The sequence below is a fragment of the Bradyrhizobium sp. LTSP849 genome (genome assembly GCF_000938255.1).
Lineage (GTDB): Bacteria > Pseudomonadota > Alphaproteobacteria > Rhizobiales > Xanthobacteraceae > Bradyrhizobium.
In genome coordinates, this window is the sequence record NZ_JYMR01000007.1 from 1 (window position 1) to 16,878 (window position 16,878).

The window sequence follows — 16,878 nt, forward strand, 5'->3', positions numbered from 1 at the left end:
AAGACCGCGATTATCATTCTGGTGCGGATGCCCGAGATCGGTCAGATCACGCGCGAACAAGCCGCCGCACTGTCAGGGCTTGCCCCTTATGACGATGACAGCGGCAATCACGTCGGCGTCCGTCACATTGCGGGCGGGCGTGAACGGCTGCGCCGCGCGCTGTTCAATGCGGCGCTACCGGCGTCCTTTCGCTGGAATCCGCAGCTGATCGCGTTCTATAAAAAGCTGACTGGGGCCGGCAAGGAGCACAAGCGCGCTCGGATCGCTTGCGCCAGAAAGCTGCTGATTTTCGCCAACACAGTCGTAGCCCGCGGCACACCCTGGCAAAAAGAATCGCCTGAAGTCGCCAGCCCGCCAGCCATCTGACCGCGTTTCTTTGTTCGGCCGAAGCACCGTTTCTTCGTCCCGACCTGCCGTCACAAAGACGCCGCGCGCCGCGGCCGTCAAGGCTGGCCGTCGCTCCGGCCCAACCCCATCTCCGCTGCCGCCAGGCCACGCCTTGACGGCCGCAAGCACGGCGTCATGCTCGCCGGCAATCGGGCGCGCTTTAATGGTTGCTACGATTTCTCAACCCGCCGCGGGCAGCGCGCTGTCCGGCGGTGCACCCCACGGCCGGTCGGCTGACGCGAGCCCTATCAACCTGCCCTGGATGTAGTCGCAACCCCAGTCGCGCAGCATGCTGGCTGCTTCCTCGTCCTGCACCCACTCGGCGACGGTCTTGATGTCGAGGCGGCGGGCGAGGTCGATCAGGGTGTGCACGAAGGCGCGGTCGTCGGCGGAATGGGTGATGTTCTGCACGAAGGCGCCGTCGATCTTCACAATGTCCACGCCGAGCTTGCGCAAATTGCGGAACGAGGTGTAGCCGGCGCCGAAATCGTCGATGGCGATGCGGCTGCCGAAATTCTTCAGCCGCGTGACGAAGCCGCGGACGTCATCGATGTCCTGGATGGCGACCGTCTCGGTGATCTCCACGATCAGCCGCTCGGCGACGCCGGGATGGGCCAGCATCAGCGATTCAATTCCCGCCCACCAGTCCGGATCCATCGTCGTGTCCGGCGAGATGTTGAGGCTGAGGCGAATGTCGGGCGCGGCCGCAAGCTCGGCGACCACAAGTTCGAGCACGCGGTGATCGACCAGGCGAATGAGGCCGAGCCGTTCGGCCACGGGCACGATGTCGGGCGCAAGCAGCACCTGGCCATTGCCCTGGTCCATCCGCACCAGGCATTCGTGGAACGCGCCCTCGCGCGAGGCGGCTGACACCACCGGCTCATAGGCGAGCTTGATGCGGCGCTCGTTCAGCGCGGTGACGATCTCGTCGGTCACGCGGATGTTGACGCGGCGCTGCGCATCGCGCGCGGCATCCGGGCGCCACGCAGCGAACGAGCCGGCGCGGCGGCGCTTGGCGGCGTCCAACGTCTCATGGGCGCGGTTGATCGCCTCATCGGTGCTGCGGGCATAGCGCGGCAGGCTGACGGCGCCGATCGAGGCAGTGATAGAGACCGGGCCGGATTTGGTCGGCACCACCTCATCGCGGATGCCGGCGAGGAAGCGCTCGGCTGCGATATTCATGTCGTCGACGGTGCAGTTCTTCAGGATCAGGCCGAACTTGTTGCCGGAGAAGCGCCCCAGCACGTCGCCGCCGCGCAGTCGCGCGCGGATGCGTTGGGCAACATCGAGGATCACGGCATCCGCGACATCGAAGCCAAAGGCGTCATTGACGCGCGCGAGATGATCGATGCCGACCAGCATGAAGGCCGCGGTCGAGCGGAAGCGGGTCGTCTCCTCGATCGCTTCGGCCAGGGCCGCGATCAGATGGGAGCGGTTGAGCTCGCCTGTCAGGGGATCGAGCCGGGCGAGCTTGGACAGCTCCTCGTCGCGGGCGTGACGCTCATTGTTGATGCGGACGGAGCCGATCGCGCGCACCGGGCGGCCGTCGGCGCCGGCGAACCAGCGGCCGGTCTCCTCGACCCAGACCACGGGATCGGACGCGCTCATGCGGACGCCGTACTCGACCCGGTAGGGCGTGCCGTCGGCGCCGTGCACGGCGGAGGTCTGCGCCAGCGCGGCGGTCCGCAGCGTCTGCGCGGGCTCGATCAGCTTGGCGAACTCGGCACCGGTCGCAAGCCGCTCAGTGGGGATGCCCGGGAAGACCGCGCCGGCCTGCTCGCCCCAGACGATGGCGTCGCTGGCGATATCCCAGACGAAAACAGCCTGGCCGAGGGCGGCCAGGATTTCGGAGGCTTGCGGCAATGCGGGGGTCAAAATCGCCTCGTTTCGGGACAGCGGGGAGTCCTGAGCCGGCACAGAATACGGCCAGATTCGCCCCCGACCCTAGGCAAAGTTCATAAACAATTTGGAAACCACGTTCCAAGGGCACCTTGGAACCAGATAGGCTCCGCCGGCATAGGCCTTGCGAGACCATCACAGGCACAGCGCGCTTCGTCCCGAAACGCGACAGTTGACCGGCCTGACGGTGTTACGATGGTGACGATTAATCGATCGGACGAGGCGGAGCGGATGATGGGCACCGCAGTGGTGCCGCTGACCCCGACGCTGGAATGGGTTCACAAGGTGATCCCCCTGCCGCGCCCGGATCCGAGCTTCGTCACCCAGCTGATCGCCAACGCCGAGCACCTGCCCCAGACAAGCCGGCTGCGCCGCGGTTCTTCCGAAGATGCGCAGATGGCCTATGGCGGCAAGCGCCCGCTTCCCAGCGTCACCGCGCGCACCCGGCAGGTCGCATAAAGCCGATCAGCGCGGTGCGTCGGGCGAGGACGGCGTGCCGTTGCCCGGCTGCAAATGTGGCGAGGGTATTTCCGGCGACGACACGCCCTGCACCGGCTTCGGCGCGGGGTGATCCATCAGCACGGATTCGGCAACTGATTGCGCCGTGGGTGCTGGCGGGGCCGCCGGAGCGGCTTGCGGCGTGGGCACCGGCTCGAATTTGGGCTCGGACGCAAGTTCATCCGCCGGCGTCTCGGCTTGACGCTTGGCCTTGCGCGGCACCGGCACAGTCTCGGCGGCGACGTAAGCGATGCGACGGCGCGCGCGTTGGGCGATGCCGCCGAGGAAATCAGCCATCGCGAGCAGCACCAGCAGGAAATAGGTGGAGTTGCCGAATTTGGGCCAGATCACGAATTCGGCCGCGGCTGCACCGAACAGGATCAGCGACAGCAAATGATCCATCAGGAATTTCGCGCCGGGCCGCGCGCCCTTGACCACTTCGAGCAGCAGCAGCACCACACCGAGCGCGAGCAGGAGGTCGGCAAGCGTCACCGGCCAGGTCTCGCCGGTGATCATCGGCACCTTGAAGAGCACGTCCGAGAAGGACACGCTGGGCATCAGGAAGGCGATGATGTTGTAGACCGCGAGCGGAATCAGAAGCAGCGGGAAACCGACCATCGGCAATGTGCCTTCTCGATCAAGATGTCCGGGCAGGACAATGCGACGGCGAAGCATTCGCTCCGCCGCCGTCACCGTCATATCTCATGGATTGGCTGAAATCAGGCAGGTCACGTCATCCTGATTGAGGATAAACCTGCCTGAGGAAAGGTCCTGACTCAGGACTCTTTCTTCTTCAGGACCTGACGGCCCTTGTACATGCCGGTCTTGAGGTCGAGATGGTGCGGACGACGGAGTTCACCGGAGTCCTTGTCCTCGACATAGGTCGGCTTCTTGATGGCGTCTGCCGAGCGGCGCATGCCACGACGCGACGGCGAGGTTTTTCTTCTCGGAACGGCCATTTCAATATCCTCTAGGGATTGGTGTTGTCCGGGCATCGTCCGCACGACGGCTCAGCACCCAAACGGGGCGAGCGAAATGCCGATCAAGGCCGGGCTTATAGAGGAAGGCTGGCCGCAAAGCTAGGGTTTTGGACCGGAAAATAAGCCCGAAAAGGGCTCAAAATCCGCGATTTTCCGGCCAGCAGGTCGAAAGCGAAGAGGCCTGCGCCCTGGCCACATAGGTCCCGGCCAGGCGCCGGACGCCCGGCCCGGGGGCCCTGGCGCTCCGTTTGACCGGATTCGGCAGGATCGAGGCCAGAAGTGCCGCCTCCCGAGGGGAGAGGTTTGCCGCCGATTTGCCGAAGGCATAGGCGCTGCCCGCCTCCACCCCAAACTGGCCCTGCGGGCCGAGCTCGGCGATGTTGAGGTAAATTTCCAGGATCCGGTGCTTGGGCAGGACGAAATCGACCCACAGCGCCAGCGGAAATTCCAACGCCTTGCGGACGAAATCCCGCCCCTGCCAGAGGAACAGGTTCTTGGCCACCTGCTGGGTGATGGTGGAGGCGCCGCGGAACGGCGTGCCGTCCTCCTTGGCGTCGTCGATCGCCTCGCGTAGCGCGCCCCAGTCGATGCCGTGATGCTTGCAGAAATGGGCGTCCTCGGCCGCCACCACCGCGCGCGGCAATGAGGGCGACATCGCCGCGAGATCGATCCATTCCCGCTGCATCGGCGCGCCGCGCAAGCTGCGCCAGGCCATCAGCGTCGAAACGGGATGGCCGGTGCGGTAGAACGGCGCGATCACATACGGCGCGAGAGCTGCGACCGCGAGCATCACCAGCAGGATTTTGACGATGCGCAAATCGACCTTTCCGGCGCAAACTGAAACGCGGCCACGGGCCCACCCATTAAGTCTGTGATAATTCGGGCCTTTTCCAGCGCTTTTTAGGCCTTCCAAACGATTGACTGGGGCGGGCGCATAAAGGATTGTCCCGCCGAATTTTAGTCCTGGAGCCTTTCTTGATGACCGGCACGTCCCCGTCCGATTTCGCCAAACGTCTGGACAAGACCGCTGATGACACCGAAGCCCTGCTCGGGCGCCTCCTGGCGGACGACATTCTGCCCGATGAGATCGCGCGGCCCAAGCGGCTGATGGACGCAATGCGCTATTCGAGCCTGAACGGCGGCAAGCGCCTGCGGCCGTTCCTGGTGGTCGAGAGCGCGGCCGTGTTCGGCGTGCCCCGCGAGGCGGCATTGCTTGCGGGCGCCGCGCTCGAATGCATCCACTGCTATTCGCTGATCCATGACGACCTGCCGGCGATGGACAATTCGGACCTGCGCCGCGGCCGCCCCACCCTGCACAAGAAGACCGATGATGCCACCGCGATCCTCGCCGGCGACGGCCTGCTGACGCTGGCCTTCGACATCATTACCCGCGACGAGATCCATCGCGACGCCAACGTGCGGCTGCTGCTGACGCGCGCATTGGCGCGTTGCGCCGGCATCGGCGGCATGGTCGGCGGCCAGATGCTCGATCTCGCCGGAGAAGGCCGCTTCGGCGACCGCGAGCCCGTGGACGTCGCGCGCCTCCAGCAGATGAAGACCGGCGCGCTGCTGCGATATGGCTGCATCGCCGGCGCGATCCTCGGCCAGGCGACTGCCAAGGAATATCAGGCGCTCGACGATTACGGCCGCGCGCTCGGCGAGGCCTTCCAGATCGCCGACGATCTGCTCGATGTCGAGGGCGATGCGGAAGCGCTCGGCAAGCCCTCGGGCCAGGACGCGGCGATGGGCAAGACCACTTTCGTCACTCAGCTCGGCATCGAAGGCGCCAAGCAGCGCGTGCGCGATCTCTTGGCGCGGGCCGACAGCGCGGTGTCGATCTTCGGCGATCGCGCCGCCGTGCTGCAAGCTGCCGCGCGCTTCGTCGCCGAACGCAAGAACTGACGGTGCGATGACGGGCATCGACAAAGACGATCCCGTCCTCGTCCGCTTCCGCAAGATGTCGCGGCCGATGCGCGTGCTCTACGCGCGGCCGCGGACATTCATCTCGCTCGCGGCCGGCATCCTGGTCTGCCTGCTGCTGCCAGGTTCGCACCGGCTGGTGACGCGGCTGCTGTTCGGCTGGGACGCGCTGATCGCGGTCTATCTCGTGCTGGTCTACAGCATGATGCTGAACAACGACCATCAGCACATCCGCCGCTCGGCCGCGATGCAGGACGACGGCCGCTTCGTGATTCTGCTGGTGACGGCGATCGGCGCGTTTGCGAGCATCGCCGCGATCGTCTCCGAGCTTGGCGCCCATCGTGGTGCGGCGGAACTGACGATCGCCATCACCACCATCGTGCTGTCCTGGGCCACCGTGCACACGACTTTCGCGCTGCATTACGCCCATGATTATTACCGCCACCCGCCGGGCGGGTTGCAGTTCCCGAGCGGCGACAAGGAAGACCACTGCGACTATTGGGACTTCGTCTATTTCTCGTTCGTGATCGGGATGACCGCGCAGGTCTCCGACGTCGGCATCACCGACAAGACCATCCGCCGCACCGCCACCGCGCACGGCATCATCTCGTTCATTTACAACACGGCGCTACTGGCGTTGACCGTGAACATCGCGGCGAGCGCGATTGCCACTTAATGTCGTCCCGGCGAAGGCCGGGACCCATACCGCGTGATCTATCTTTGATAGTTCGGTGACAGTACCGCGCTACGATGGATAACTTCCAGCCTTCGCCAAACCACTCCCTGTGGTTATGGGTCCCGGCCTGCGCCGGGACGACACCGTGTCCTTTAGTAACACACCTCGGCATTGGCATCGTTGCCGGGGCCGCCACCGCCGCGATATTCGAGATGGCAGCCGCGGTTGACCGCACGGCAGCCGGTATTGTTGCAGTACATCTGCCCGCCGCCCGAGGCGCGGCCCGCGCCGGCGGCAATGCCGGCCGCGGCGCCGCCCATTCCGGCACCATAACCACCCGCCGCGCCCATCTGCGGACGCTGCCGGGCCGGCCGATCGTCACTGTCGTCACGCCGCGAGGTCGTGGGCTTCGAAGGCGTAGGCTTTGCGGCACGCTTCTTCACGCAGTCGTTGTCGTCGTCGAGTGCGTAGCCTTCGTCGCAGACAATCTTGGAGCACTTGTCGCCGTCGGCCTTGAAGCCATGCTCGCAAACCAGCGGGCAGACGCGCGACGGTTTTGACTTGACGGTATCGAGTGCGTCGCTGCTTGCCACCTTTACGTCGAGCTTGGTGCCGGCATAGCGGTTGAACTGCGACAGCGACCGCTGCGCTGAACTGTTCCAGTTGCCGTCGGCCTGCCCGGAGAAGCAGCCGACGCGGCCGAGCTCGGTCTGCACCGAGCGGCTGAGATCGGCAGGCTGCGTCGCGGGCGTCAGCGAGGCGACATTGGTGCCGGCGGGGCTCGCCGTGCTGGCCGGCGCGGCGCTCGGTGCCGTGGCGGCGAGGTTGACGCGCTGCTGCTCGGCAGCAGCGGCCTGCTGCTGCGCCTGCTCTTTGGCCTTCTGCGCGACAAGCTGCGCCTGCTCGGCTGCTTTCGCATTGGCGTCGGCCTTGGCTTGCGTGTCCTTCTGCGCACCAAGCGCGGCGAGACGGTCGCGTTCGGCATCGGCCTGCTTCGCCTTCTCGATCGCCGCAACGTGCGCCTGCTCGGCCTGGATCTTGTCGAGCTGGAGCTTGGCGAGGTTCGCATAGAAGCCGTCCGGATGCTGGGCCAGGAAGGCTTCCCACGCCGGCCTGTTGCCGACCTGGAGCGCGAGCTCGTAGTCACGGCGCATGTCGGCCTGCGGATTTTGCGCGGGCGCTGCCGCCGTCGCAGCCGTCACCTTGACGGGCACCAGCGGCACGTCTTCACCGCCAAGCGAGCCATAAACGAACGGCTCCTGCCTGTTGCCGGTCGACTTGAGCACGTCATCGCGCACGAAGCCGAAGGCGCGGCGGACGTCGAGGCCCGGCGTCGTCAGATGCTTCGACAGCGCGATCGTGAACGGGCTGTTGGCGCCGTCGCCGTCCTGCGCGGTAAAGCCGGCCTTGGCCGAATAGGCAATCAACGTGTTGGAGCTGGCCGGCTCGACCTGGGCCAGACCACGGCCGATGCCACGCGAGGCAAGCGTGCGCTTCATGGTCCTGCCGAAAGGATTGTCACGACAGGCGTCGAGGATCACCAGGCGAAGCTGCTTCGCAGGCTCGACTGCGACCAGGACGCGATCGAGCGAGAGCGCCTCGTCATAGACATCAGTGTCGCGCTCGAGCTTCGCATCGACCGGGATCAAATAGTTGGAGCCTTCGACTTCGATGCCGTGGCCGGCGTAATAGACGACAGCGATGTCGGCATCACGGGTTGAATCCGCGAACTCGCGCAGCACGCGTCGCGTATCGAGCGCGGTCAGATCGTGGCGGGAATCGACGACATCAAAGCCGGCATCCTTCAGCGTCTTTGCCATCACCGCGCCGTCGTTGACGGGGTTGGTGAGCTGAGGCGCGTTCAGATAGGCGGAATTGGCGAGCACCAACGCGACGCGCTTTCCGGCAAAGGCGGGGTCCGCACCGAACAACAGCACGACTGCGAGGAGAAGCGGGCAAAGTCTGAATAAATTGCGCATGACACGACATCCAAATGTTCGGGGCAGTTCATACCCTCGGGATAGCCTTAGCAAGATCTGCCGCCTGCGCTTGTGATGGAGGTCACGAAGCAGCGCCGGCCGCATGCCGAGGAACCCCTTTCGTTAGTCGCGCCAGTGCGTTGGCGGTTCGCTGGCAAATGCGCGCGGGCCGGGGTTTCCCCTAGCCATTCCCGATGTGCCCCCGATACTGCGGCAGATTGTCCGTAATCTCGTGCCAAGGGGCCTTGGAGCCGACGAAAATATGGGCGCCCGGCCGGATCGAGGGGGCATCGACCAGGGTTCCCATGGCGACATGGACCCATTTTCCTTCGCGGACCCGGGAATAAAGCAGCGAGCCGCAGCGGGCACAGTGGGCGTCGTGCGTGGCGTCGTCCCCGAAGATGATGCGCTGGTCCTCGCCTCTGACGATGCGGAGCTTGCTGTGCTCGATCCCGGCGAACGGCTTGAAGGCGGAGCCGGTGGTGCGGCGGCAGTTCGAGCAGTGGCAGTTCATCGCATAGGAAAACGCGTCCGCCACCTCGTAACGAACGGCACGGCAATAGCATTCGCCGGCAAGGATACGAGCGTTCGAATTTTCTGATCCGGTCATGTCGGCGTCCTCGCGCAAAAGGCTTGGAGACCCATAGCGCAATTTGATGTGTACGACTAAGTTCGCGCCAAACCATCATTCAAAGGGATGACCCATGACCCAGAATCGTTCGAGCGTCGAAGCCGTCGTGCAATCCTATTTTGACGGGCTTTACGAGGGCGACGCCGAAAAGCTCGGCGCCATCTTCCATCCCACCGCCGATTTGCGCTGGGTCGAGAAGGGCGAATTGCAGGTGCTCACCGTGCCCGACTGGCTCGACCGCGTGCGCAAGCGCGCCTCCGCCAAGGCCGAGGGCAAGCCGCGCGAGGATTTCATCGTCACCATCGATCGCTCGGATGACAAGACCGCCTTCATCAAGGTCAAGTGCCAGCTGCCGCCGCGCTTCTTCACAGACTATCTGGTCGCAATGAAGCTCGCCGATGGCTGGCAGATCGTGTCGAAATCGTATCGGTATGACCTGAGGGAGTGAGGCTTTCACTGCCTGAAATCGGGCACACTCGTCTCCCATTCTCCGTCATTGCAAGCGTAGCGAAGCAATCCAGAATCTCTCCTCGGAGGCAGACTGGATTGCTTCGCTACGTTCGCAATGACGGCGCAGATCGCGCGTACGCTGCATCCTTCCCCACCTACCGTCCCGCCCAAAGGTTCCCATGCTGCTCGATCGCCGTTCCCTGCTCGCCTCGCTGTGCTGGATGGCCGCTTCTCCCGCGCTCGCCGCGGATGCGCCGCCAGAACTCGAATCCTACGAACGCGAGAGCGGCGGGCGGATCGGGGTCTATGCGGAGAACCTCGCGACCGGCGCCAAGCTCATTTGGCGCGCCGACGAGCGCTTCGTCATGTGCTCGACATTCAAAGCCTCGCTGGCGGCCTGCGTGCTGGCGCGGGTCGATCGCGGCGAGGAGCAGCTTGCCGCCACGATCCCTTACGGCCAGGCCGACCTGCTCGACTATGCGCCGGTCGCGAAGCAAAATCTGTCGACCGGCGCGATGTCGGTCGCTGAGATGTGCAAGGCGATCGTCGAGCTCAGCGACAACACCTGCGCCAATTTGCTGCTGGCGCGGATCGGCGGCCCCGCCGCCCTCACCGCGTTCTGGCGATCGCTCGGCGATTCCATCTCGCGGCTCGACCACAATGAGCCCGAGCTCAACCGCTCGCCGCCCGGCGATCCCCACGACACTACGACACCGGCCGCGATGGCGAACAATCTGCGGCGGCTGGTGACGGGCGAGGCATTGTCGCAAGCATCGCGCGCGCAGCTCACCGACTGGATGGTGAACTGCAAGACGGGCGCCAATCGGCTGCGCGGCGGCCTGCCCGCAGACTGGAAGATCGGCGACAAGACCGGCAATAACGGCAAGGATGCATCGGGTGATATCGCGATCGTCTGGCCCAAGCCTGACAGGCCGATCCTGATCGCGGCCTATACCCAGGGCGGCACGCCAACCGCTGCACAGATCGAGGCCGTGTTCGCGCGCATCGGGCGCATGGTGACTGAGCGGCTCGCCTGACCACGCCACATTGACCTGTCGCCCGCTTCCGGGCGAAGACAGGCCATGATCGAAGCGAAATTTCAGACCTTTCTCATCCTGCTCGCGGTGCTGGCGGGCACGGCGGTGGTCGCGCGCCGCTTCAATGTCGCGCCGGCCATTCTCCTGATGCTGGCCGGAATCGGCCTCGCCTTCGTGCCGGGCATGCCGCCGGTGGAACTGCCGCCGGAACTGGTGCTGCTGATGGTGCTGCCGCCGCTGATCTACTCGGCGAGCGTCGCCATGAGCTGGCGCGAGTTCAGGAACAATCTGCGCCCGATCGTGCTGCTAGCGGTCGGCGCCGTGATCTTCACCGCGGCACTGGTGGCGGCGGCCACACATTATTTGATCGAGCTGCCCTGGACCATCGGCTTCCTGCTCGGGGCCATCGTCGCGCCGCCCGACGTGGTAGCGCCACTCGCGATCGCACGCCGACTGAACCTGCCGCGCCGAATCCTGGTCATACTCGAAGGCGAAGGGCTCGCCAATGACGCCACCGCGCTGATCCTGTACCGCTTTGCGCTTGCCGCAATCATGGTCGGCCAGTTCTCGCTGCCGAAGGCGGCCGGCGAATTTTCTCTCATCGTCGCCGGCGAGATCGCCTTCGGCATCGGCGTCGGCTGGCTCTCCTTGCGCGCCCGCAAATGGGCTCACGATCCGCAGGTCGAACTTACGCTGTCGCTGATCACGCCTTACGTCTCCTATTGGCTGCCCGAGCATTTCGGCGGCTCCGGCGTGATCGCCACCGTAGCCTGCGGCCTCTATGTGAGCTGGAACGGGCCGCTGTGGATCTCCGCGTCGACGCGGCTGCAAGGCATCTTCTTCTGGGACCTCATCATCTACCTGATCGAGGGCCTCTTGTTCCTGCTCACCGGCTTCCAGATGCGGGCGCTTTACGAGAAGTCGAAGGCGTTTCCGCTCGACGACATCATGATCGCGACCGCCATCGTGATGGTGGTCATCGTCATCGCGCGCTTCGCCTGGCTCTATCCCGCGATCTACCTGCCGCGGATCCTCAGCAAGTCACTGCGCACGCGCGATCCGTCGCCGCCATGGCAATGGCCGTTCACGCTCGCGTTCACCGGCGTGCGCGGCGCCGTGTCGCTCGCGGCCGCGCTGGCGCTGCCGTTCACGCTGCCGAGCGGCGAGGCCTTTCCATTTCGCGACCTGATCTTGTTCGTCGCCTTCGGCGTCATCTTCATCACGCTGGTCGGCATCGGCCTCACGCTGCCGCCGGTGGTGCGCTGGCTCGGCATCGCGGAAGCCGGCCGCAACGAACATGTCGCCGAACACGAGGCTGAGATCTCGGCACGGCGCCAGGCGCTCGACGCCGCATTGAAATCACTCGATACCTTGACCGACGAGAAGGAAGTATCCGAGGGGGTGGTGAAACTGCTGCGCGCACGTCACGAGATCCGCGCCAACCAGCTTCCGGACTCGCTCGACCCAAACCACCACGACGTTTCCGCGGCCGGCACCGCTTTGACCCGCGAGCTGATCGGAGCCGAGCGCAAATTCATCCATGACCTCTTGCGCGACGGCCAGATCACGGACGAGACGCGGCGCCGGATCGAGCGCGATCTGGATCTGGAAGAGGCGAGCTTGGCGAACAGGGAGTATCGAGGGGCGCCGTTGTAGCTTAGCGCCACGACCTCTTACCGCCTCTCGCAAAACTCCTGCATCGCGACCGTCACGGCCGTCGCAATCAACTCCTGTCGCTCCGGCGAGTTCATCGCCATCTCCTCATCTCGGTTGATGATGGAGCCGGCCTCGAGCAGCACTGCGGCGCTGTTGGTTTGCGACAGCACGACGAGACCGTCATAGCGGTAGACGCCGACATCCTTGTCGAGCAATTCGTGCCGGTAGCGGCCCATCAGCGGCAGGGTGTATTGGCTGGCATATTGCAGGCCGCGTTCCTTCAGCTCCTTGCCCAGCAGCCGCGCGAAGGCGAGGCTTGCGCCGAAGTGCGGATTACGCTGCGACACGAACAGCGAGTGGCCGCCGAAACGATCGCTGAAGTAGCTCTTGGCGCCCTCGAATTCCCATGCCTCGAGCATCTTGTCCGGCACGGAATCGTGGTGAATCGACAGGAAGAAATCCGCATGTGCAGCATTGGCGGTGCCGACGCGCTTGAGCAGGCTTGCCCTCGCCTTGCCCTCGGTCACGAGCACGCGGGTCGCGGCAAAGCCGGCCGACTTCAATCTCTCGCCGATGAGTTTCGCTAAGTGCAGGTTGAAGCCGAATTCTACATCGTTGCGCGCGCTCGTCGCACCCTGCGATTCGGAGGTGTGCCCGACGTCGAGCACGATTCGGAATTTGCGCGGCTCGCATTTTTCCGGGACCTCTGTCTTTTGTCTGGTTTTAGCGACCTTGCGCGCCGGTGCGGTGCGCCTCGCGTCGACCGGCGCGGGCGATGATGCGACCAGCGACACCACAATCGCTGCGACAATGCCTCGCGCCAGTGACAAGCGCTACTCCGCCGCTGCAATCCGCGGACGGCCGACGAAGCCCGCGACGTCGCCGAACCGCTCCAGCATCACAGCGGGCAGGTCCTTGGCCTTGCTGGTGACGCAGGCGCCGGAGCGCACGGCGTAGCGATCCTGATGCGCGGCCTGCGGCGGCGGCTCGCCGTGCTGAAGCGCGCGCGCCAGCTCCATCACGACTTTCCGGAAATGCATGATGCCGAGATCGGTCGGACCGAGATGCTCGCGGGTACGGTCGGCGATCGGACCCTGGCTGTCCTGCACCGCGGCATCCTGCTCGGAGACGCCCTTGATGCCGGTGTAGCTTTTGGTCCTCTGGAGCTTGCGGTCGATCAGATAGTCGTTGCCCTTGTGACGCAGCGGCACGTAATTGTCATCGACCTCCGAGATCACGCCATTGCCGCGGTCATAGGCGTCGCGCTCTGCTTGCGTCAGCGGCCGCTCCGGATTCCAGGCATAGGTGTAGATCCAGCAATTGGTGTCACTCACCGGCACGAAGGTCTGGCCAAAAATGTTTTCGCCCGGCATCGCGCTCGGCGCATAGGCGTGGAACGGCATCAGGAACTGCGCGATGCGCCAGTAGATGTTGTCGCCGCCCGTAAGCCGGCCGCCGGCGATCGTCAGCCCCGCCTCGTGCGCGGCGATCTTGATCACCGGGCGTGGATCCTCTGCAATCCAGCGCATGTGGTCGCTCGACATCCGCACGAGCGGATTCACAAAGTGCTTCTTGATGTCCAGAATCTCGTTCTCCTCCTTGTCGAAGGAGAGATGCGCGAAGGTGAAATGCGCGGTGTCGATCGAACCCTCCAGCGCCTGCACCCAATTGCAGTCCTGCCATTTCTTGCTGACGTAGCGGTGCGAGGCCGGCAGCAGCGCCATCTCGAGATCGGGCAGCTCGGGCATCGCATTCGCGGGGCCCATATAGGCCCAGATCATCTCACCCCATTCGCGCACCGGATAGGACTTGATGCGGATGAGATCCTTGGCGTTGAGATCGGGATAGGAGGTCGGCATGTCGACGCACCGGCCGTCGGTATCGAACTTCCAGCCGTGATAGACGCAGCGGATGCCGCATTCCTCATTGCGCCCGAGCCAGAGATTGGCCCCGCGATGCGCACAGTATTGGTCGATGACACCGACCACGCCGCCTGAGTCGCGGAAGGCGAGCAGCTCTTCGCCGAGGACCGTGATCTTCTTCGGCTCGCCGTCGGCCTCGGGGAGTTCTTCAGAAAGAAGGACCGGGATCCAGAAGCGGCGCAGCAATTCGCCCATGCCTGTTCCCTGGCTCGATTCGGTCAGGAACTTGTTATCCTCGGCGCGGAGCATGGCAGATCCTCCCGATTTGTTTTTTAGGAAGATTGGCGCGGGCGGAGGAGGACGTCAACGCAAGAACCGTTTCGTAGGGTGGCAAAGCGAAGCGTGCCCAGCACCCAACTACGACTGGAGATAGGGAGTTGGTGGGCACGGCGCTGACGCGCCTTTGCCCACCCTACGACAGCTGCGCCTAAACCGGCCGCTCCCCCTTCACCGTCACGCGCGTCCCTGACCGCGTGTGCGGCCAGTAGTCCCACATCGCGCGGTGTTGGGCGCAGCGGTTGTCCCAGAAGGCGATGGCGTTCTCGGTCCAGCGGAAACGGCACTGGAACAGCGGGTTTTCGGCGTGCTGGTAGAGATAGGCGAGCATCGCGTCGCTCTCGTCGCGGGGGATGCCGTTGATGTGACGGGTGAAGCCGCGATTGACGTAGAGTGCCTTCTTGCCCGTGACCGGGTGCGTGCGCACCACCGGGTGCTCGGCGTTCGGATAGGACGGACGGTCGGCAACTCCGTAGTTTGCGTAGAGCCCACGATAGATCGGCTCGCCGTCATGCAGCGCAGTGAGCCCGTCGAGATAGGCCTTCATGCGGTCGGACAGCGCCTCATAGGCCGCGTACATGTTGGCGAACAACGTGTCGCCGCCGCGCGGTGGGCACTGCTTGATGTAGAGGATCGACCCCATCGGCGGCTCGAGATCGCACGACACATCGGAGTGCCAGCCCTCGCCATTGGCGCGCGGCGAGTTCGCATCCGCATAGATCTTCATCAGCGCCGGGTCTTCGTCCTCGTGCGGGGCGGCCGGATGAAAATGCAGCTCGCCGAACTTGCGGCCAAAGGCGAGATGCTGCTGTGGCGTGATGTGCTGGTCGCGGAAGAAGATGACGAGATTTTCGGCGAGCGCGCGATGGACCTCGTCCATCTGCCGGTTGGAGCGCGCGTCGTCGGAGACGAGCTTGCCGATGTCGACGCCCGTGATTTCCGCACCGATGATGGGTGTGAGTTTTTCGACGGCGATGGTTTCGTAAGGCGCGCCGTCCTCAGCCGTGTGGCGATAGCGTGGACCCTGCTTGCCGGCGAGTGAGCTCATGGCGTGTCTCCCGATCATCTTGATTGGAAGCATCGTAGCGCGTGGTAATGGATGTGCAATCTGCGCCGCAAACTCGGTGTCGTCCCGGCGAAGGCCGGGATCCATAGCCACAGGATCGAGTTTGGCGAATATCCAGTAACCACCATCTCGCGCCATAACCCCTCCCTGGGGTTATGGGTCCCGGCCTTCGCCGGGACGACAGCTGAGTGCGGAGCGCGAGCGGAGTGAAACTACTCCGCCGCTGATACCGGCGCCTTGGCGCCCTGGCCGTAGCGCTGGTCGATGTAGTCGATCACCAGCGCCTTGAAGTCGGCAGAGATGGTCGGGCCGCGCAGTGTGCGGAACTTCTTGCCGTCGACGAAGACGGGCGCAGCCGGGGCTTCGCCAGTGCCGGGCAAGGAGATGCCGATATTGGCGTGCTTGGATTCGCCGGGGCCGTTGACGATGCAGCCCATCACCGCGACGTTGAGCTCTTCGACGCCGGGATATTTCGTCTTCCAGTTCGGCATCTCGTCACGAATGAAACCCTGGATCGATTGGGCCAGCTCCTGGAACGTGGTCGAGGTGGTGCGGCCGCAACCGGGACAGGCCGCAACCAGCGGCACGAAGGTCCGGAAGCCCATGGTCTGGAGCAACTCCTGGCCGACCTGCACCTCGCGGGTACGGTCGCCACCGGGCTCAGGCGTCAGCGAGATGCGGATGGTGTCGCCGATGCCCTGCTGAAGCAGGATGCCGAGCGCGGCAGACGACGCCACGATGCCCTTGGTGCCCATGCCGGCCTCGGTGAGGCCGAGATGGATGGCGTAATCGGAACGGCTGGCGAGAACCTCATAGACCGCGATCAGATCCTGCACCGCCGAGACCTTGGCCGACAGGATGATGCGGTCCTTGGGCATGCCGAGCTCTTCGGCGCGCGCTGCCGAGAGCAGCGCCGACTGCACCATGGCTTCGCGCATCACCGCGCGCGCATCGCGCGGATTGGCCGAGGCGGTGTTCTCATCCATCAGCCTGGTCAGCAGCTCCTGGTCGAGCGAGCCCCAGTTGGCGCCGATGCGCACCGGCTTGTTGTTCTTGTTGGCGATCTCGATGATGTCGGCGAACTGCGTGTCGCGCTTGTCCTTGAAGCCGACATTGCCGGGATTGATGCGGTACTTGGCCAGCGCTTCAGCGCAGGCCGGATACGCCGCGAGCAGCTTGTGGCCGATATAGTGGAAGTCGCCGATCAGGGGCGTGGTGAGACCGAGCTTGAGCAGGCCGTCGCGGATGTGCGGAACGGCGGCTGCCGCCTCCTCGCGGTCGACGGTAATGCGGACCAGCTCGGAACCGGCGCGCGCGAGCGCTGCGACCTGGGCAATGGTGCCGTCGATATCGGCGGTGTCGGTGTTGGTCATCGACTGCACCACGATCGGCGCACCGCCGCCGACGGCGACGTTGCCAACCTTGACCTGGGTGGTGTGATGACGCGGCGCGGGGCCCGCGATGTCGGAATCGATCGAGTTTTCGAGCTTGTTCATGGGGT

At 64.7% G+C, this 16,878-nt stretch carries 17 protein-coding genes; 7 read left to right on the forward strand and 10 right to left on the reverse strand.

The annotated features are described in order from the left end of the window. Nucleotides 1-366, forward strand: a 366-nt coding sequence (locus UB31_RS06010) for an IS110 family transposase (protein WP_045010198.1), incomplete at its 5' end; no start/stop codon positions are given. A 201-nt stretch (nucleotides 367-567) separates the two neighbouring features. Here the strand turns inward: UB31_RS06010 and UB31_RS06015 are convergent. After that, on the reverse strand, nucleotides 568-2,262 hold the full coding sequence (locus tag UB31_RS06015; protein WP_045010199.1) for a bifunctional diguanylate cyclase/phosphodiesterase: 1,695 nt from the start codon (nucleotides 2,260-2,262) through the stop codon (nucleotides 568-570). A gap of 219 nt (nucleotides 2,263-2,481) precedes the next feature. On the opposite strand from UB31_RS06015, the gene UB31_RS06020 reads away from it, so the two are divergent. Beyond that, nucleotides 2,482-2,745, forward strand: coding sequence for a hypothetical protein (locus UB31_RS06020; RefSeq protein WP_045010200.1), 264 nt, complete (start codon nucleotides 2,482-2,484; stop codon nucleotides 2,743-2,745). 6 nt (nucleotides 2,746-2,751) lie between these two features. Here the strand turns inward: UB31_RS06020 and UB31_RS06025 are convergent, their stop codons facing one another. The 3 genes from UB31_RS06025 to mtgA form a co-directional block, all read right to left on the reverse strand. After that, nucleotides 2,752-3,402: a hypothetical protein gene (locus tag UB31_RS06025; RefSeq protein WP_045010258.1), complete on the reverse strand. Its 651-nt coding sequence runs from the start codon at nucleotides 3,400-3,402 to the stop codon at nucleotides 2,752-2,754. A gap of 158 nt (nucleotides 3,403-3,560) precedes the next feature. Continuing rightward, a complete protein-coding gene (gene rpmF, locus UB31_RS06030) occupies nucleotides 3,561-3,743 on the reverse strand; it encodes a 50S ribosomal protein L32 (RefSeq protein ID WP_007598106.1) in 183 nt (60 codons plus the stop codon). A 157-nt stretch (nucleotides 3,744-3,900) separates the two neighbouring features. Beyond that, nucleotides 3,901-4,581: a monofunctional biosynthetic peptidoglycan transglycosylase gene (gene mtgA, locus UB31_RS06035; protein WP_045005923.1), complete on the reverse strand. Its 681-nt coding sequence runs from the start codon at nucleotides 4,579-4,581 to the stop codon at nucleotides 3,901-3,903. 161 nt (nucleotides 4,582-4,742) lie between these two features. Here mtgA and UB31_RS06040 point away from each other — a divergent pair, with 161 nt between their 5' ends. Together UB31_RS06040 and UB31_RS06045 are read left to right on the forward strand one after the other, a co-directional pair. Next, entirely contained in the window at nucleotides 4,743-5,666 is a 924-nt protein-coding gene (locus tag UB31_RS06040) for a polyprenyl synthetase family protein (protein WP_045005924.1), read from the forward strand. Nucleotides 5,667-5,673: 7 nt separating this feature from the next. After that, entirely contained in the window at nucleotides 5,674-6,360 is a 687-nt protein-coding gene (locus UB31_RS06045) for a DUF1345 domain-containing protein (protein WP_045005925.1), read from the forward strand. Between the two features lie 152 nt (nucleotides 6,361-6,512). On the opposite strand, the gene UB31_RS06050 is transcribed toward UB31_RS06045, so the two are convergent. Further along, a complete protein-coding gene (locus UB31_RS06050) occupies nucleotides 6,513-8,339 on the reverse strand; it encodes a caspase family protein (protein ID WP_045005926.1) in 1,827 nt (608 codons plus the stop codon). A gap of 181 nt (nucleotides 8,340-8,520) precedes the next feature. Continuing rightward, nucleotides 8,521-8,949: a GFA family protein gene (locus tag UB31_RS06055; RefSeq protein ID WP_045006025.1), complete on the reverse strand. Its 429-nt coding sequence runs from the start codon at nucleotides 8,947-8,949 to the stop codon at nucleotides 8,521-8,523. A gap of 94 nt (nucleotides 8,950-9,043) precedes the next feature. Here UB31_RS06055 and UB31_RS06060 point away from each other — a divergent pair, with 94 nt between their 5' ends. The 3 genes from UB31_RS06060 to UB31_RS06070 all read left to right on the forward strand — a co-directional run bounded on the left by UB31_RS06060 (nucleotide 9,044) and on the right by UB31_RS06070 (nucleotide 12,113). After that, nucleotides 9,044-9,418 (forward strand): nuclear transport factor 2 family protein, encoded by a 375-nt coding sequence (locus UB31_RS06060; RefSeq protein ID WP_045010201.1) that lies wholly within the window; start codon nucleotides 9,044-9,046, stop codon nucleotides 9,416-9,418. Between the two features lie 181 nt (nucleotides 9,419-9,599). Beyond that, nucleotides 9,600-10,457 carry a class A beta-lactamase gene (gene bla / locus UB31_RS06065; protein ID WP_045010202.1) on the forward strand — a complete coding sequence of 286 codons (858 nt, stop codon included), beginning with the start codon at nucleotides 9,600-9,602 and terminating at the stop codon, nucleotides 10,455-10,457. A gap of 48 nt (nucleotides 10,458-10,505) precedes the next feature. Then, nucleotides 10,506-12,113 (forward strand): Na+/H+ antiporter, encoded by a 1,608-nt coding sequence (locus UB31_RS06070; RefSeq protein ID WP_045006026.1) that lies wholly within the window; start codon nucleotides 10,506-10,508, stop codon nucleotides 12,111-12,113. 17 nt (nucleotides 12,114-12,130) lie between these two features. Here the strand turns inward: UB31_RS06070 and UB31_RS06075 are convergent, their stop codons facing one another. The 4 genes from UB31_RS06075 to ispG all read right to left on the reverse strand — a co-directional run bounded on the left by UB31_RS06075 (nucleotide 12,131) and on the right by ispG (nucleotide 16,873). Beyond that, entirely contained in the window at nucleotides 12,131-12,943 is an 813-nt protein-coding gene (locus UB31_RS06075) for an N-acetylmuramoyl-L-alanine amidase (protein ID WP_045010203.1), read from the reverse strand. Between the two features lie 3 nt (nucleotides 12,944-12,946). Next, nucleotides 12,947-14,284, reverse strand: a complete 1,338-nt coding sequence (locus UB31_RS06080) for a Rieske 2Fe-2S domain-containing protein (protein ID WP_045010204.1) — start codon at nucleotides 14,282-14,284, stop codon at nucleotides 12,947-12,949. A 178-nt stretch (nucleotides 14,285-14,462) separates the two neighbouring features. Next, nucleotides 14,463-15,359, reverse strand: coding sequence for a TauD/TfdA dioxygenase family protein (locus UB31_RS06085; RefSeq protein ID WP_045010259.1), 897 nt, complete (start codon nucleotides 15,357-15,359; stop codon nucleotides 14,463-14,465). A 230-nt stretch (nucleotides 15,360-15,589) separates the two neighbouring features. Then, entirely contained in the window at nucleotides 15,590-16,873 is a 1,284-nt protein-coding gene (gene ispG, locus UB31_RS06090; RefSeq protein ID WP_045010205.1) for a flavodoxin-dependent (E)-4-hydroxy-3-methylbut-2-enyl-diphosphate synthase, read from the reverse strand. Between the last annotated feature and the right edge of the window lie 5 nt (nucleotides 16,874-16,878).

Coding starts and splice junctions, on each gene's coding strand:
- UB31_RS06045 (WP_045005925.1), top strand. CDS start 5,674: ATGACGGGCATCGACAAAGACGATCCCGTCCTCGTCCGCTTCCGCAAG.
- bla (WP_045010202.1), top strand. CDS start 9,600: ATGCTGCTCGATCGCCGTTCCCTGCTCGCCTCGCTGTGCTGGATGGCC.
- UB31_RS06085 (WP_045010259.1), bottom strand. CDS start 15,359: ATGAGCTCACTCGCCGGCAAGCAGGGTCCACGCTATCGCCACACGGCT.
- rpmF (WP_007598106.1), bottom strand. CDS start 3,743: ATGGCCGTTCCGAGAAGAAAAACCTCGCCGTCGCGTCGTGGCATGCGC.
- UB31_RS06055 (WP_045006025.1), bottom strand. CDS start 8,949: ATGACCGGATCAGAAAATTCGAACGCTCGTATCCTTGCCGGCGAATGC.
- UB31_RS06060 (WP_045010201.1), top strand. CDS start 9,044: ATGACCCAGAATCGTTCGAGCGTCGAAGCCGTCGTGCAATCCTATTTT.
- ispG (WP_045010205.1), bottom strand. CDS start 16,873: ATGAACAAGCTCGAAAACTCGATCGATTCCGACATCGCGGGCCCCGCG.
- UB31_RS06025 (WP_045010258.1), bottom strand. CDS start 3,402: ATGGTCGGTTTCCCGCTGCTTCTGATTCCGCTCGCGGTCTACAACATC.
- UB31_RS06040 (WP_045005924.1), top strand. CDS start 4,743: ATGACCGGCACGTCCCCGTCCGATTTCGCCAAACGTCTGGACAAGACC.
- UB31_RS06080 (WP_045010204.1), bottom strand. CDS start 14,284: ATGCTCCGCGCCGAGGATAACAAGTTCCTGACCGAATCGAGCCAGGGA.
- UB31_RS06050 (WP_045005926.1), bottom strand. CDS start 8,339: ATGCGCAATTTATTCAGACTTTGCCCGCTTCTCCTCGCAGTCGTGCTG.
- UB31_RS06020 (WP_045010200.1), top strand. CDS start 2,482: ATGGTGACGATTAATCGATCGGACGAGGCGGAGCGGATGATGGGCACC.